This is a genomic window from Nocardioides sp. (assembly GCF_035697785.1).
GTDB lineage: Bacteria > Actinomycetota > Actinomycetes > Propionibacteriales > Nocardioidaceae > Nocardioides_B.
In genome coordinates, this window is record NZ_DASSCL010000124.1 from 1 (window position 1) to 14,277 (window position 14,277).

The 14,277-nt window shown below is 69.9% G+C and carries 18 protein-coding genes and 1 tRNA gene; 6 read left to right on the plus strand and 13 right to left on the minus strand.

Annotated elements, in window-relative coordinates; genetic code table 11:
* The 6 genes from VFH10_RS13335 to rplJ form a co-directional block, all read right to left on the minus strand.
* Positions 1–465 (minus strand): MlaD family protein (locus VFH10_RS13335; protein ID WP_325129313.1); only part of this gene is annotated, 465 nt, incomplete at its 3' end.
* Positions 466–469: 4 nt separating this feature from the next.
* A complete protein-coding gene (locus VFH10_RS13340) occupies positions 470–1,297 on the minus strand; it encodes an ABC transporter permease (protein ID WP_325129315.1) in 828 nt (275 codons plus the stop codon).
* 15 nt (positions 1,298–1,312) lie between these two features.
* Positions 1,313–2,098: an ABC transporter permease gene (locus tag VFH10_RS13345; protein ID WP_325129317.1), complete on the minus strand. Its 786-nt coding sequence runs from the start codon at positions 2,096–2,098 to the stop codon at positions 1,313–1,315.
* 1 nt (position 2,099) lies between these two features.
* Complete coding sequence (locus VFH10_RS13350) at positions 2,100–3,047, minus strand: ABC transporter ATP-binding protein (protein WP_325129343.1); 948 nt, start codon at positions 3,045–3,047, stop codon at positions 2,100–2,102.
* Between the two features lie 266 nt (positions 3,048–3,313).
* A complete protein-coding gene (rplL, locus tag VFH10_RS13355) occupies positions 3,314–3,709 on the minus strand; it encodes a 50S ribosomal protein L7/L12 (RefSeq protein ID WP_325129319.1) in 396 nt (131 codons plus the stop codon).
* 78 nt (positions 3,710–3,787) lie between these two features.
* Positions 3,788–4,471 (minus strand): 50S ribosomal protein L10, encoded by a 684-nt coding sequence (gene rplJ, locus VFH10_RS13360; protein WP_325129321.1) that lies wholly within the window; start codon positions 4,469–4,471, stop codon positions 3,788–3,790.
* 354 nt (positions 4,472–4,825) lie between these two features.
* On the opposite strand from rplJ, the gene VFH10_RS13365 reads away from it, so the two are divergent.
* The 3 genes from VFH10_RS13365 to VFH10_RS13375 all read left to right on the plus strand — a co-directional run bounded on the left by VFH10_RS13365 (position 4,826) and on the right by VFH10_RS13375 (position 6,902).
* Positions 4,826–5,824 carry a DnaB-like helicase C-terminal domain-containing protein gene (locus tag VFH10_RS13365; RefSeq protein ID WP_325129323.1) on the plus strand — a complete coding sequence of 333 codons (999 nt, stop codon included), beginning with the start codon at positions 4,826–4,828 and terminating at the stop codon, positions 5,822–5,824.
* 126 nt (positions 5,825–5,950) lie between these two features.
* Positions 5,951–6,454: a pyridoxamine 5'-phosphate oxidase family protein gene (locus tag VFH10_RS13370; RefSeq protein ID WP_325129324.1), complete on the plus strand. Its 504-nt coding sequence runs from the start codon at positions 5,951–5,953 to the stop codon at positions 6,452–6,454.
* A gap of 64 nt (positions 6,455–6,518) precedes the next feature.
* Entirely contained in the window at positions 6,519–6,902 is a 384-nt protein-coding gene (locus VFH10_RS13375) for a hypothetical protein (protein WP_325129326.1), read from the plus strand.
* 191 nt (positions 6,903–7,093) lie between these two features.
* On the opposite strand, the gene rplA is transcribed toward VFH10_RS13375, so the two are convergent.
* The 5 genes from rplA to VFH10_RS13400 all read right to left on the minus strand — a co-directional run bounded on the left by rplA (position 7,094) and on the right by VFH10_RS13400 (position 9,784).
* A complete protein-coding gene (rplA, locus tag VFH10_RS13380) occupies positions 7,094–7,807 on the minus strand; it encodes a 50S ribosomal protein L1 (RefSeq protein ID WP_325129328.1) in 714 nt (237 codons plus the stop codon).
* A gap of 106 nt (positions 7,808–7,913) precedes the next feature.
* Positions 7,914–8,342: a 50S ribosomal protein L11 gene (gene rplK, locus VFH10_RS13385; protein WP_325129330.1), complete on the minus strand. Its 429-nt coding sequence runs from the start codon at positions 8,340–8,342 to the stop codon at positions 7,914–7,916.
* A 64-nt stretch (positions 8,343–8,406) separates the two neighbouring features.
* Positions 8,407–9,276 carry a transcription termination/antitermination protein NusG gene (nusG, locus tag VFH10_RS13390; RefSeq protein WP_414689870.1) on the minus strand — a complete coding sequence of 290 codons (870 nt, stop codon included), beginning with the start codon at positions 9,274–9,276 and terminating at the stop codon, positions 8,407–8,409.
* A gap of 129 nt (positions 9,277–9,405) precedes the next feature.
* Complete coding sequence (secE, locus tag VFH10_RS13395) at positions 9,406–9,624, minus strand: preprotein translocase subunit SecE (RefSeq protein ID WP_325129332.1); 219 nt, start codon at positions 9,622–9,624, stop codon at positions 9,406–9,408.
* A gap of 87 nt (positions 9,625–9,711) precedes the next feature.
* Positions 9,712–9,784 (minus strand) — tRNA-Trp (locus tag VFH10_RS13400).
* A gap of 220 nt (positions 9,785–10,004) precedes the next feature.
* Here VFH10_RS13400 and VFH10_RS13405 point away from each other — a divergent pair.
* From VFH10_RS13405 to VFH10_RS13415, 3 genes are read left to right on the plus strand one after another with little or no spacing between them, the layout of a single operon-like run.
* On the plus strand, positions 10,005–11,240 hold the full coding sequence (locus tag VFH10_RS13405; protein WP_325129334.1) for a pyridoxal phosphate-dependent aminotransferase: 1,236 nt from the start codon (positions 10,005–10,007) through the stop codon (positions 11,238–11,240).
* On the plus strand, positions 11,241–12,287 hold the full coding sequence (locus VFH10_RS13410; RefSeq protein WP_325129336.1) for an adenosine deaminase: 1,047 nt from the start codon (positions 11,241–11,243) through the stop codon (positions 12,285–12,287). It begins immediately after the preceding gene.
* On the plus strand, positions 12,284–12,775 hold the full coding sequence (locus VFH10_RS13415; RefSeq protein ID WP_325129337.1) for a hypothetical protein: 492 nt from the start codon (positions 12,284–12,286) through the stop codon (positions 12,773–12,775). Before VFH10_RS13410 ends, VFH10_RS13415 begins: the two co-directional genes overlap by 4 nt.
* Here VFH10_RS13415 and VFH10_RS13420 read toward each other — a convergent pair.
* Together VFH10_RS13420 and VFH10_RS13425 are read right to left on the minus strand one after the other, a co-directional pair.
* Entirely contained in the window at positions 12,765–13,820 is a 1,056-nt protein-coding gene (locus VFH10_RS13420) for a UDP-N-acetylmuramate dehydrogenase (RefSeq protein ID WP_325129339.1), read from the minus strand. The two genes, VFH10_RS13415 and VFH10_RS13420, sit on opposite strands and share 11 nt — an antisense overlap.
* The gene (locus VFH10_RS13425) at positions 13,813–14,208 is read right to left on the minus strand and encodes a MaoC family dehydratase (protein ID WP_325129341.1); all 396 of its coding nucleotides are present in this window, start codon (positions 14,206–14,208) and stop codon (positions 13,813–13,815) included. The genes VFH10_RS13420 and VFH10_RS13425 overlap by 8 nt, the downstream gene beginning before the upstream one ends.
* Between the last annotated feature and the right edge of the window lie 69 nt (positions 14,209–14,277).

The following is a 14,277-nucleotide window of genomic DNA, read 5'->3' on the forward strand; positions in this document are numbered from 1 at the left end:
CCGCAACAACGGGTAGATGTCCGAGAGCACCTTCTCCACCTCGATCGCCACCTCCGACTCCTCGATCACGTCGCCGGCGGCGATGGACTCGGAGGACGGCTGCTCGGGCACCTGCAGGGCGACGTACTTCTCACCGAACAATGTCTTGGGGAGCAGCCGGGCCGACACGTCGGCCGGGATGGTGCGCAGCGCCTCGGGGAACAGGCCGAGCTGGAGCTCGGCACCGCGCGCGGTGGAGATCACGTCGCGTACCTCACCCACGATGACGCCGCGGATCTTCACGTCGGCGTTGTCGGGGAGCTGGAGGCCGGCCTTGTCCGAGCGCAGGGTCACGAAGGTGTAGTCGGTGAAGGTCTTGTTGAAGATCGAGTAGGTCAACCAGACGGCGAGCAGCAGCAACGCCAGGAACGCCACGCCGAGCAGTCGGTGCTCGATCGCGACGAAGGTCCCGGAGTGACGAGGCATGCGGCTATCCCGCCAGCCGGACGGTGGTGGTGGTGCCCCAGATCGCCATCGACAGGAACAGGTCGATGACGTTGATGGCGACGATGGAGGTCCGCACGGCGCGGCCGACGGCCAGACCCACGCCGGCGGGCCCGCCGGACGCGTTGTAGCCGTGGTAGCAGTGGATCAGGATCACCACGACGGCGAAGACGAGAACCTTTCCGAACGACCAGAGCACGTCTCCTGGTGGCAGGAACTGGTTGAAGTAGTGGTCGTAGGTGCCGGCGCTCTGCCCGAAGAACTGGGTGACGGTGAGGCGGGTCGCGAAGTACGACGACAGCAGCCCGACGACGTACAGCGGCACGATCGCGATCAACCCGGCGATGATCCGGGTGGTCACCAGGAACGGCAGCGAGGGGATCGCCATCACCTCGAGGGCGTCGACCTCCTCGGAGATCCGCATCGCGCCCAGCTGGGCGGTGAAGCCGCAGCCCACCGTCGCGGCGAGCGCGATTCCGGCGACCAGCGGGGAGATCTCGCGGGTGTTGAAGTAGGCGGAGACGAACCCCGAGAACGCGGCGGTGCCGATCTGGTTCAGCGCTGCGTAGCCCTGCAGACCCACCTCGGTGCCGGTGAAGAACGCCATCGCGGTGATCACGCCGACGGTGCCGCCGATGACGGCGAGGGCACCGGACCCCAGGGTCACCTCGGCCAGCAGCCGGAGGATCTCCTTCTTGTAGCGGCGCAGGGTGCGCGGCGCCCAGGCGATCGCCTTGACGTAGAACGCCAGCTCGTCGCCGAGGTTGTCCAGAGAGCGCATCGGCTTCTGGTAGACGGCTCGCATGTTGGCCATGTCCGACGTACCCCCTCAGCCTGTCTTGGGCGGGACGAGCTGGAAGTAGATCGCGCTCATCACGAAGTTGACGACGAACAGGAGCATGAACGTGATGACGACCGACTCGTTGACGGCGTCACCCACGCCCTTGGGACCGCCGGCCGCGTTCATGCCCTTGTAGGAGGCGACGATGGCGGCGATCAGTCCGAACACCAGTGCCTTGGCCATCCCCTGCCAGAGGTCCGGCAGCTGGGCCAGGGCGGTAAAGCTGGCGAGGTAGGCGCCGGGCGTGCCGTCCTGCAGGACCACGTTGAAGACGTAGCCGCCGGCGACGCCGACGACGCTCACCAGGCCGTTGAGGAAGACCGCCACCAGCATGGTGGCGAGGACGCGGGGCACGACGAGGCGCTGGATCGGGTCGATGCCCAGCACCATCATCGCGTCGAGCTCCTCGCGGATCTTGCGGGCACCGAGGTCGGCGGCGATCGCGGAGCCGCCGGCGCCGGCGATCAGCAGCGAGGTGGCGATCGGGCCGGCCTCCCGGACCACGGCGAGGACGGCGGCCGAGCCGGTGAAGGACTGGGCGCCGAACTGCTTGATCAGCCCGCCGACCTGGAGGGCGATGACCGCACCGAACGGGATCGCGACCAGAGCGGTGGGCACGATCGTGACCGAGGCGATGAACCACGCCTGCTGCAGGAACTCACGCAGCTGGAAGGGCCTGCGGAACAGCCCGCGCAGCACGTCGAGGCCGAAGGCGAAGAGCTTGCCTGCGGTCCCGATCGGCGCGAGCACCCGCGACGAGGTGAGGGTGGACATGTCAGGTGGCCATCGACATGTTGGGCTCGAAGGAGCCGGGGGGCGGGGTGACGCCGTTCTCGCGGCACCAGTCGCCGGCCGGGCGCTGGCTGCGGCGCGGGATGCCGTTGGACGGCTCCTGCTGCATCGGGATCGGCGGCAGCGGGGGCAGCTCCTGGTCCGCCTCGGCCGCGAGCTCGTCGGCGTCCTTCTCCTCGGACATGCCGATCGGGCCGACCCGCTGGGCGTTGAGGAACTGCCGGACGACCGGCTCCTCGGAGGAGAGCAGCATCTCGCGCGGGCCGAACATCGCCAGGTGCTTGTGGTACAGCAGCCCGATGTTGTCGGGCACCGTGCGCGCGGTGTTGATGTCGTGGGTGACGATCAGGAAGGTCGCGTCGATCTGGGCGTTGAGGTCGATGATGAGCTGGTTGAGGAACGCCGTGCGGACCGGGTCGAGACCGGAGTCGGGCTCGTCGAAGAGGACGATCTCGGGGTCCAGCACCAGTGCGCGGGCAAGACCGGCGCGCTTGCGCATGCCGCCGGAGATCTCGCCGGGCAGCTTGCCCTCGGCGCCGATGAGACCGACGAGGTCCATCTTCTCCATGACGATGTCGCGGATCTCGGACTCGGTCTTCCTGGTGTGCTCGCGCAGCGGGAAGGCGACGTTGTCGTAGAGCGTCATCGAGCCGAACATCGCGCCGTCCTGGAACAGCACCCCGAACAGCTTGCGGATCTCGTAGAGCTGGCGCTCGGAGCACGAGGCGATGTCGGTGCCCTCGATGAGGATGCTGCCGCGGTCGGGCTTGAGCAGCCCGATCAGGGTCTTCAAGAACACGGACTTGCCGGTGCCGGAGGGGCCGAGCATCACGCAGATCTCGCCGGCAGGGACCGTCAGGGTCACGTCGCCCCAGATGAGCTGTTTGCCGAAAGACTTGGTCAGTCCGTCGACCTTGATCTCGACGCCCACGAGCGTCCCTCCCTTGGTGTTGCCCGAGCTCGGAGCGCTTTCGTACGTCGGACGAAGCGTCAAGCCACTGTTCTGCCCATGACTACCAACGAGGAAACGGTGGGGAGGTTACGGTCCTGATCCGTCGGATCCCGGCCTTCTCGCGGGCTCTGCCAGGTGCCGGATCCGTCTCGGTCACGGGCGCGGGAACGCCGAACGGCGGCCGTTCCCGTGGGAACGACCGCCGCTCTGGGTGGTGCTGGGTGCCGGTCGGGGACCGGCGGGTCTCACTTGACGGAGACGGTGGCGCCGGCGCCCTCGAGGGCCTCCTTGGCCTTGTCCGCGGCCTCCTTGTTGACCTTCTCCAGGACCGGCTTCGGAGCGGCCTCGACCAGCTCCTTGGCCTCCTTCAGGCCGAGGCTCGTGAGCGCACGGACCTCCTTGATGACGTTGATCTTCTTGTCACCAGCGGCCTCGAGGACGACGTCGAACTCGTCCTGCTCGACGGCGGCCTCACCGGCGTCGCCGCCGGCCGCAGCCGGGGCGCCGGCCGCGGCCACCGCGACGGGGGCAGCGGCGGTCACGCCGAAGGTGTCCTCGAACTGCTTCACGAACTCGCTGAGCTCGAGGAGGGTCATCTCCTTGAAAGCGTCAAGCAGCTCGTCGGTGCTGAGCTTCGCCATGGTGGCGTTTCCTTCCGTGTTGCTGGTCCGTGCGGGCGCCCGGACCGAGGGGTGGTCGGTTTCGGTCTGGTCGGGCTCTCAGCCCTCGGTGGAGTCCTCGCCTGAGGCGGTCTCGGGGGTGGCCTCGGCGTCAGCCGGGGTCTCCTCCGCGGTGGTCTCCTCGGTCGTCTCCGCCGCTGCCTCGGTCTCCGGGGCAGCCTCCTCGGCGGCGGCCGGCTCACCGGCACCACCCTGGAGGATCGACGGGTCCTGCTCGGCCTTCGCCTGCAGCGCGCCGGCGAGCCGGGCGGCCTGGGCGAGCGGGGCGTTGAGCAGGTAGACGGCCTGGCTGAGGGACGCGAGCATGCCGCCCGCGAGCTTCGCAAGAAGCACCTCGCGCGACTCCAGGTCCGCCAGCTTGGCGATCTCCTTCGCGTCGAGCGACTTCCCCTCGAGGATGCCGCCCTTGATCACGAGGGAGGGGTTTGCCTTGGCAAAGTCACGCAGGCCCTTGGCCGCCTCGACCACGTCGCCGTTGATGAAGGCGATGGCGGTCGGACCGGTGAGCAGGTCGTCGAAACCCTCGACGCCCGCCTCGGTCGCAGCGATCTTGGTGAGCGTGTTCTTGACCACGGCGTAGTTGGCGTTCTCGCCGAGAGCACGCCGCAGGTCCTGCAGCTGCTTCACGGAGAGACCGCGGTACTCGGTCAGGACAGCACCGGCAGACTCCTGGAACGACTCCTTGAGCTCTGCGACTCCGGCTGCCTTGTCTGGCCGCGCCATGGGTCTCCTTCCTTCTCATCACTCATCCGAGACCGGACGGCGGAAGGCCCCTCAACGACGAACGCCCCGTGCAGGTGCACAGGGCGTCGGATGCGTAGCGTCCCTCACGGGTCGTACGACGTTCACACTCGTGTCACCTGCGCAGGCCGCCCGCGGAGCGGGACCTTCGATCGGATGTCCGAGCTGGGCTCGTGCATGCCGAACGACCGGCGGTCTCTGGTTTCGAAGCAGAACTGTACGGGAGTGCCGGGGCGCGGGCCAAATCGCCTCCGCGGACGGGCGGCCCGGGCGGTCCCGCGGGCGATTTCTGCCGATCCGCCCCGGTCGACGTACCGACCCTGCTGCAATGGTCCGGTGGATCACTCTCTCGAAAAGCTGAGCGGCGTGCTGGAGCAGGCCGACTACCGGGTGCGGGCGGGCTCGCACTCGGAGAACCGGGTGTGGCAGACCGGCTTCGACATCTTGGACCTCAACCTGAGCGGCGGGTTCCGCTCCGGGGAGCTCGTCCTCGTGGGCGGGCCGCAGGGCCTGGGCAAGACCACCTGGGTCCTGCAGGTGGCCCGCAACGTGGCCCGGGCCGGTCGCTCGGTCCTCTTCTTCTCCTTCGAGCACGACATGCAGACCCTGCTGATCCGTCTCGTCGGCCTCGAGGCCGGGCTGATCGGTGGCGCCGAGGCGCCGACGCTGAACCGGATCCGGCAGTCGTTCGAGTGCGCCGACGGCCTGACCGGCTCGCTGCACGACCGGCTGGCCGACACCGGCGGGGGCGCGAAGGCGCTCGAGGTGGTGCGGGAGTACGCCGACCGCCTGGTCATGCACCGCTCGACCGGGTCGAAGACCACCCTCGAGGCGATCACCGCCGCGATCGAGAAGGTCAGTGACGAGACCGGCCAGTCCCCCCTCGTCGTCGTCGACTACCTGCAGAAGGTCTCCGTGCCGGGCGTGCAGGACGAGGGCGAGCGGATCACCCGCGTGGTCGAGGGGCTCAAGGACCTCGCGCTCGACCACGACGTACCGATCCTGGCCGTGGTCGCCGCGGACAAGGAGGGCATCCAGGTGGGCAAGCGGCTGCGGGTGAACAACCTGCGCGGCTCCTCCGCCCTCGCCTACGAGGCCGACACCGTGCTGCTGCTAAACGACAAGTACGACGTCGTCGCCCGGCACCACCTCGTCTACAACGTGGGCAATGTCGAGCGCTTCAAGCACTGGGCGGTGCTCACGATCGAGAAGCACCGCAACGGCAAGGCCGGTATCGACATGGAGTTCCTCAAGCGGTTCGAGCAGAGCCGCTTCGACACCGAGGGACGCATCGTCGCCGAACAGCTCACCGACGAGCGCGTCTTCGTGGAGTGACCCGGTCCGCTCGGTCGGACCTCGACCGCCGGCGATGAGTTTCGGGCCAGCCGTCGGTCGTTCTTGTGATGCCACCGACGCCGCGCCACCGTGGTGGAGGCGGAGCTGACGAGCGAGGAACGGAGCGTGACCGTGCAGCCGAACGAGATCACCGAGGTCCTGAACCGTCCGATCAGCCAGGAGCTGCTGGCCCGCGACGTGACCCGCCTGGCCTACGTCGCCAAGGACGGCACGCCCCGAACCGTTCCGATCGCCTTCTCCTGGAACGGCACGGAGATCGTCATGTGCACGGCGAAGAACGCACCGAAGGTCGCGATGCTGCGGCAGAACCCGGCAGTCGCCCTGACCATCGACACCGAGGTGCACCCGCCGAAGATCCTGCTCATCCGCGGTCGCGCCGACCTGGAGGTCGTCGAGGGCATCCCCGACGAGTTCCTCGAGATGAACGGCACCTACGACATGTCGCCCGAGCAGCGCGTCACGTGGGAGGCCGACGTCCGCTCGCTGTACGACGGCATGGTCCGGATCGTCGTGACGCCGGCATGGGCGAAGCTGATCGACTTCGAGACGACTCTGCCCACCGCGGTCGAGGAGCTCGCCCGGCAGCGCGAGGCACGCCAGCGCGCCTGAATCTCCACGCCGCCACTCGCCGCCGATCTCGACGCGGACGCGTCGCGGGGGCACTATCGGGGTGATGGCCTACGACGTCACCGTGATCCTCGATGACCGGCCGGGTGAGCTCGCCCGGCTGGGAGAGGTCGCGGGCGCCGCGGGGGTGAACCTCGACGGGTTCGCGGCGTTCACCGGCGAGGGCAAGGGTGTCGTCCACGTGCTCGTGGGCGACGAGAGCCTCGACGCCTTGCGGGAGGCGTTCGCCGCCGCCGAGATGGGCATCGCCGACGAACGAGAGGTGTTCGTGGTGAACGTCGCCAACGAGCCCGGGGCGCTGGGCGAGGTGGCGCGACGACTCGCCGACGCCAACGTCAACGTCGACCTTGCCTACACGACCTTCGGTGACGTCCGCCTGGTGTTCGGCACCGACGACGTGCGCAGTGCTCGTGAGGTCCTGAGCCCCTGACCTTGCCCGGCTCCGGGGGGCCCAATTCACTGGGGACCCAGTGAATTGCCCGCTTCCCGTGGCGAGCTCCCCACGGGAACGTGCAGATCGCCACGGGGAGTACGGGCACCGGGCGCGGAGACGCCCCAGGACGCGACGAGGCCCCCACCGACGACTCGGTGGAGGCCTCGTGCCAGCGGCTCAGACGGGGCTCAGGCCTCGTCCTCGGCGGCGACGTTGCGGGTCTTGTTCGGGTCGACCTGGACGCCGGGGCCCATGGTCGTCGAGACGGTGACCTTCTTCAGGTAGCGGCCCTTGGAGCTGGCCGGCTTGAGCCGCAGCACCTCCTCGAGCGCCGCGGCGTAGTTCTCCGCGAGCTGGGCCTCGGAGAACGAGGCCTTGCCGATGATGAAGTGCAGGTTGGCGTGCCGGTCGACGCGGAACTCGATCTTGCCGCCCTTGATGTCGGAGACGGCCTTGGCGACGTCGGGGGTGACGGTGCCGGTCTTCGGGTTCGGCATCAGGCCGCGGGGGCCGAGCACGCGACCCAGACGGCCGACCTTGCCCATCATGTCCGGCGTCGCGACGACGGCGTCGAAGTCGAGCCAGCCGCCGTTGACCTTCTCGATGAGCTCGTCGCCACCGACGATGTCGGCACCGGCCTCGCGGGCGGCGTCGGCCTTCTCGGCGTTGGCGAAGACCAGGACGCGGGCGGTCTTGCCGGTGCCGTGCGGGAGGTTGACGGTGCCGCGGACCATCTGGTCGGCCTTGCGCGGGTCGACACCCAGGCGCATGGCGACGTCAACGGTTTCGTCGAACTTCTTCTTGCTGCCCGACTTGGCGAGCTTGATCGCCTCGAGCGGGGTGTACAGCGCGTCCTGGTCGATCGACTCGGAGGCTGCGCGGTAGGTCTTGCTGCGCTGCATGGTCTGGTTCCTAACGTTGTGTTCCAGGTGTGGTGCGGGCCAGCGCGGCCCTTCCACGTGTCGCGGAGATGTCTTGCAGGTCTCGAGCGGCTCGGCCACCCGGTGACTACTCGGTGGTGACGCCCATCGAGCGGGCGGTGCCCTCGACGATCTTCATCGCGGCGTCGATGTCGTTCGCGTTGAGGTCGGGGAGCTTGGTGGTCGCGATCTCACGCACCTGGTCCTTGGTCAGCTTGCCGACCTTCTCCTTGTGCGGGACGCCGGAGCCCTTCTGCAGGCCGGCGGCCTTCTTGATCAGCTCGGCGGCCGGAGGCGTCTTCGTGATGAAGGTGAACGACCGGTCCTCGTAGATCGTGATCTCGACGGGGATGACGTTGCCCCGCATGGCCTCGGTCTGGGCGTTGTAGGCCTTGCAGAACTCCATGATGTTCACGCCGTGGGGACCGAGCGCGGTGCCCACGGGCGGAGCAGGAGTGGCCGCCCCGGCCTGCAGCTGCACCTTGACGAGGGCAGCGATCTTCTTCTTGGGAGGCATTTCTCTTCTCTCTTTCGTGTGGTCATGACGGGGGTTCGTCCCCCTGCCACATGTGCTACTGGTTTCAGACCTTCTGGATCTGGCTGAAGCTCAGCTCGACCGGGGTCTCCCGGCCGAAGATCTCGACGAGGGCCTTGACCCTCTGCGACTCCGCGTTGATCTCGGTGATCGTCGCATGCAGCGTGGCGAACGGGCCGTCGACCACCATGACCGAGTCGGAGACGTCGAAGTCGGCGACCTCGACCTTCTTCTTGGTTGCGGTGGCCCCGGCGGCGGCACCCTGCTCGGGCATCGCGGCCTCGGCCTCGGCGACGATCGCCGGGGCGAGCATGCTCTCGACCTCGTCGAGGCTCAGCGGCACCGGCTGGTGGCTGTGCCCGACGAAGCCGGTCACCGAAGGCGTGTGGCGTACGGCGGACCAGGACTCGTCGGTGAGGTCCATGCGGACCAGGACGTAGCCGGGCAGCACCGTGCGCTTCACCAGCTTGCGCTGGCCGTTCTTGATCTCCGCGACCTCCTCGGTCGGGACGATCACCTCGTGAATGTAGTCCTCCATGTTCAGCGAGGTGATGCGGTTCTCGAGGTTGGCCTTCACCCGGTTCTCCATGCCGGAGTAGGTGTGCACCACGAACCAGTCGCCCGGCTTGGAGCGCAGCGCGTCGCGGAACTCCTCGAGCGGGTCGACCGCGGGCTGGTCGGCCGCCGGGGTCTCGACGGGCTCGTCCACCGAGTCGGTCTCCTCTGCAGGAGGCTCGGCCGGCTCGTCCACCGAGTCGGTCTCCGCCGCCGGCGTCTCGACGGGCTCGACGGTCTCGTCCACCGAGTCGGTCTCCTCCGCCGGGGTCTCGACGGGCTCGTCCACCAAGTCGGTCTCCTCCGCAGGGGTCTCGACGGGCTCGACCACCGACTCGGCTTCGACGGGGGTCTCGTCCACGGCCGGCTCCGGCGCGGGGGCCTCGGTGGCCGGCTGGTCGTCGTACGACTGCGACACGGTTATTCAGTCACCTTCACTGTTTGATGCTCTGTGTTGTCTCTGGGGTGGTGCTCGCGCGGCGGACCCGGGTCAGGCGAAGACGGCGAAGACCAGCTTTCCGAAGCCGAGGTCGAGCAAGGCGACGATCGACATGACCACGACGACGAAGACCATGACCACGATGAAGTACGTGATCAGCTGCTCCTGCGTGGGCCACACGACCTTGCGGAGCTCGGCCACGACCTGCCGGTAGAAGGTCGCAGGGCTGGTGCGCTTGTCGCGCGACTGGCTCCCGCCAGACGTCGACACCGAACGGCTGTCCGCCACTGTTCCTCCACTCACTTGCTGTCGTCACCGACCTCGGTCACCCGCGCGGACTTGCCGCACGGGTCTGCGCAGGGCACGAGGGACTTGAACCCCCAACCTTCGGTTTTGGAGACCGATGCTCTGCCAGTTGAGCTAGTGCCCTACGGCGGCTCCACCTGACACCACCCGCGCCCCAACGGCGCGCCAAGCGGTGCGCGGTGCCGGATCGAGGGCATGGCAATCCAGGGTGAGATCCACCAACGGTGAAGTGTACGGGGAAGGCCGAAGGGAAGTCGAACCGAGCGCGCCCGTCCCGAGCGGGAGCCGGATCGGTCCGCGAACCGGGGTGCACCCGGCGCGTTCCGAGTGGAACGATAGGCGCCATGAGCGCCCCTCGCCACGCCGCCGACGCGAACCCGCCCAGCTCCGCCCGCCGGATCTCCGCGCGCATCGGGGGCATCGCCGAGTCCGCCACGCTCGCCGTCGACGCGAAGGCGAAAGCCCTCAAGGCGGCCGGCCGGCCGGTCATCGGCTTCGGCGCGGGCGAGCCCGACTTCCCGACCCCGGGCTACATCGTCGAGGCGGCCGTCGAGGCCTGCCGGGTCCCCGCCAACCACCGCTACACCCCGGCCGGCGGCCTGCCCGACCTCAAGAAGGCGATCGCCGAGAAGACCCTGCGCGACTCCGGCTACGCCATCGAGCCGAGCCAGGTGCTGGTCACCAACGGCGGCAAGCAGGCGATCTACGAGGCGTTCGCGACGCTCCTCGACCCGGGCGACGAGGTGATCGTGCCGGCGCCGTACTGGACCACCTACCCGGAGTCGATCCGGCTGGCCGGCGGCGTGCCCGTCGAGGTGCTCGCCGACGAGACCCAGGACTACAAGGTCACCGTCGCCCAGCTCGAGCAGGCGCGCACCGACCGCACCAAGGTGCTGCTGTTCAACTCCCCGTCAAACCCGACCGGGGCGGTGTACGACCGCGACGAGGTCGAGGCGCTCGGCCGGTGGGCGCTGGAGCACGGCCTCTGGGTGCTCACCGACGAGATCTACGAGCACCTCGTGTACGACGGCCAGCAGGCGCCGTCGATGCCGGTGGTCGTGCCCGAGCTGGCCGACACGTGCGTCGTCGTCAACGGGGTCGCCAAGACCTACGCCATGACCGGCTGGCGCGTCGGCTGGGTGGTCGGCCCGAAGGACGTCGTGAAGGCCGCCACCAACCTCCAGTCCCACGCGACGTCCAACGTGTCCAACGTGGCGCAGCGGGCCGCCGTCGCCGCGGTCTCCGGAGACCTGTCGGCCGTCCACGTGATGGGGACGGCGTTCGACCGGCGCCGGCGCACGATCGTGTCGATGCTCAACGAGATCGACGGGGTCGTCTGCCCCGAGCCGCGCGGAGCGTTCTACGCCTACCCCTCGGTCAAGGGTGTGCTCGGTCGCACCATCGACGGGGTCACCCCGACCACGTCGACGGAGCTCGCCGAGCTGATGCTCGACAAGGCCGAGGTGGCCGCGGTCCCGGGCGAGGCGTTCGGCTCCCCCGGCTACCTGCGGTTCTCCTACGCGCTCGGCGACGACGACCTGGTCGAGGGCATCACCCGGCTGCAGAAGCTGCTGGGCTGAGTGGCGGGGTCGACCACCGGGAGCGGCGGCCGTCCGGTCACGACGCTGCCCAAGGCGCACCTGCATCTGCACTTCACGGGATCGATGCGGCACGGGACGCTGCTCGAGCTGGCCGAGCGAGACGGGGTCGTGCTGCCCGACGCGCTCGTCGAGGACTGGCCGCCGCGGCTCTCGGCCGCGGACGAGAAGGGCTGGTTCCGCTTCCAGCGCCTGTACGACGTGGCCCGGTCGGTGCTGCGCACCGAGGACGACGTCCGGCGGTTGGTCCGCGAGGCGGCCGAGGACGACGTGGCCGACGGCGGTCGTTGGCTGGAGATCCAGGTCGACCCGAGCGGGTACGCCGCCCGGTTCGGCGGCATCACCGCCTTCACCGACCTGGTGCTCGACGCGGTGCGCGACGCCACGGAGCGCACCGGCCTCGGCGTGGCGGTGGTCATCGCCGCCAACCGCACCCGGCACCCGCTCGACGCGCGCACGCTCGCCCGGCTCGCCGGGCAGTACGCCGGACGTGGCGTGGTCGGCTTCGGCCTGTCCAACGACGAGCGACGCGGCACCACCTCGGAGTTCGCGCCGGCGTTCGCGATCGCCGAGCGAGCCGGGCTGATGCTCACGCCGCACGGGGGCGAGCTGCTCGGGCCCGCCAGCGTGCGCGCCTGCCTCGACGACCTGCACGCCGACCGTCTCGGGCACGGCGTCCGGGTCGCGGAGGACCCGGTCCTGCTCGATCGAGTCGTCGCCGCCGGCGTCCCGCTCGAGGTGTGCCCGGTCTCCAACGTGGCGCTCGGCGTGTTCAGCGACCTCACCTCGGTCCCGCTGCCCACGCTCCTCGAGGCGGGCGCGACGGTGGCACTCGGTGCCGACGACCCGCTCCTGTTCGGGTCGCGACTGGCCGGCCAGTACGCCACGATGCGCGCCGCGCACGACCTCAGCGACGAGTGCCTCGCCGAGCTCGCGCGCATGTCGGTGCGGGCCTCGCGGGCCCCGGAAGACGTACGCGCGGGGATCCGGCGGGGCATCGACGAGTGGTTGGCACAATCACCCTCATGAGCACCACTCCGGGGGACCCCGACCGCGGCGACGAGGACCACCCCGACCAGGGCGCCGGGACGACCCCGCAGCCGCCTGCCCCGGGTCCGCCGGGACAGCCACCCGGCTACTGGCAGCAGCAGGCGGCCGGGCAGCAGCCGCCCCCGGGCTACGGCTATGCGCCGCAGTACCCGGTCTACCGGCTCGCCGACCACCCGAAGGCCACCACGGCTCTGGTGCTCGGCCTCGTCGGCATCCTCGGCGGCCTCACCTGCTACCTGCCGCTGCTCCTCGGCCCGTGGGCCTGGGCCATCGGCCGCCGCGCGGTCAAGGAGATCGACGCCGACCCGCAACGGTTCGGTGGCCGCAGCCAGGCGATGACCGGCTACGTGCTCGGCGTCGTCTGCACCGTGCTGCTGGTGCTCGGCCTGCTCGCGTTCGTCGCCTTCCTGGTGTTCGCATTCACGTTCGGCCTCGACTCCGGCGAGGTCGGCGGCATCAGCGTGTAGGCCCGGGCAGCTCGCAGCCGACGAGGACCGGCTCGTTGACGAGCCAGATCCCGAACCGCTCGTGCACGCCGCTCCGCACAGTCCCCGCGAGGGCGAGCAGGTCCGCCGTGCTGGCGCCGCCCCGGTTGGTGAGCGCCAGGGTGTGCTTCGTCGACAGCGAGACCCGCTCGTTGCCGTATCCCTTGCCGAAGCCGGCCTGCTCGATCAGCCACGCTGCACTCGTCTTCACCGTGCCGTCCGGCTGCTCCCACCGGGGGGCACCGGCGGGAACGTCCGTCGGCGCGACGAACGGGTTGGTGAAGAACGACCCCGCGCTCCAGGTGTCGTGGTCGTCGGGGTCGAGCACCATGCCCTTGCCCCGGCGCAGCCCGAGCACGGCCTCGCGCACGTCCTTCGCGGGAGCGCGCCCCCCGCCCTCGGTGCCGAGCGTGCGCGCGAGCTCGCCGTAGCGCACCGGTGCGCCCAGGTCGCCGAGCGGGAGCTGGAGGGTGACCTCCAGGACGACGAAGCGGTGCGGGTCCCGTTTGAAGCGGCTGGTGCGGTAGCCGAAGCCGCAGTCCGCCACGGCGAAGGTGCGGTACGTCGCGTCGACCCGGTCCCAGCAGCGAACCGTGGCGAGCGTGTCGGCGATCTCCTGCCCGTAGGCGCCGACGTTCTGCACCGGGGTCGCCCCCACCGAGCCGGGGATCCCAGACAGCGCCTCGACGCCGACCCAGTGCTCGTCGACGGCACGGGCGACCACGTCGTCCCAGACCTCGCCGGCGGCGACCGTCACGAACGCGCCACCGCAGGTGTCGTCGGCGACCCGCACGCCTCGGGTGGCGATCTCGACCACGGTCCCGTCGAAGCCCTCGTCGGCGACGACCAGGTTGCTGCCGCCGGCCAGCAGTAGCACCGGGGTGCCGGCCACGTCGCAGGCGCGGACCGCGGCCACGACCTCCTCGGCGGTGGCGGCGCGCATCCAGTCGCGTGCGGGGCCACCCAGGCGCAGGGTGGTGTGGTCGGCGAGCGTCGGGGCAACGTCGGTGGTCGAGACCCTAGGCAAGCAGGACCGCCTTGGGCTGGCCGAGCACCTTCTCCTCGCCGCACCGCACCTCGAGGGCGACCTGGACGCCGGTGTCGGTGACCTGCTTGACGGTGCCGCTCACGCGCACCTCGACGCCGGTGTCGTCGTCGGGGACGACCACGGGCTTGGTGAACTTGCAGGAGAGCTCGCGCACCCGGCCGGGGCCGCCGGCCCAGGTGTCGAGCGCTCGAGCGGCCAGCGCCATCGTGAACATCCCGTGCGCGATCACCCCGGGCAGCCCGACGGAGGTGGCGACCCGGTCGGACCAGTGGATCGGGTTGCGGTCACCGCTCGCCCCGGCGTACCTGACCAGGTCGGCACGGGTGACGGTGAAGGTCTGCTCGGGGAGCACGTCTCCGGTGTGCATCAGGCCTCGTCCCCCTCGGGCCCGCGGTGGACGAGGGTGGCGAACGCCGTGCAGACCGGCAGGCCCTCG

Coding starts and splice junctions, on each gene's coding strand:
- VFH10_RS13340 (WP_325129315.1), bottom strand. CDS start 1,297: ATGGCCAACATGCGAGCCGTCTACCAGAAGCCGATGCGCTCTCTGGAC.
- VFH10_RS13345 (WP_325129317.1), bottom strand. CDS start 2,098: ATGTCCACCCTCACCTCGTCGCGGGTGCTCGCGCCGATCGGGACCGCA.
- rplL (WP_325129319.1), bottom strand. CDS start 3,709: ATGGCGAAGCTCAGCACCGACGAGCTGCTTGACGCTTTCAAGGAGATG.
- rplJ (WP_325129321.1), bottom strand. CDS start 4,471: ATGGCGCGGCCAGACAAGGCAGCCGGAGTCGCAGAGCTCAAGGAGTCG.
- VFH10_RS13375 (WP_325129326.1), top strand. CDS start 6,519: ATGGCCTACGACGTCACCGTGATCCTCGATGACCGGCCGGGTGAGCTC.
- rplA (WP_325129328.1), bottom strand. CDS start 7,807: ATGCAGCGCAGCAAGACCTACCGCGCAGCCTCCGAGTCGATCGACCAG.
- rplK (WP_325129330.1), bottom strand. CDS start 8,342: ATGCCTCCCAAGAAGAAGATCGCTGCCCTCGTCAAGGTGCAGCTGCAG.
- VFH10_RS13405 (WP_325129334.1), top strand. CDS start 10,005: ATGAGCGCCCCTCGCCACGCCGCCGACGCGAACCCGCCCAGCTCCGCC.
- VFH10_RS13415 (WP_325129337.1), top strand. CDS start 12,284: ATGAGCACCACTCCGGGGGACCCCGACCGCGGCGACGAGGACCACCCC.
- VFH10_RS13425 (WP_325129341.1), bottom strand. CDS start 14,208: ATGCACACCGGAGACGTGCTCCCCGAGCAGACCTTCACCGTCACCCGT.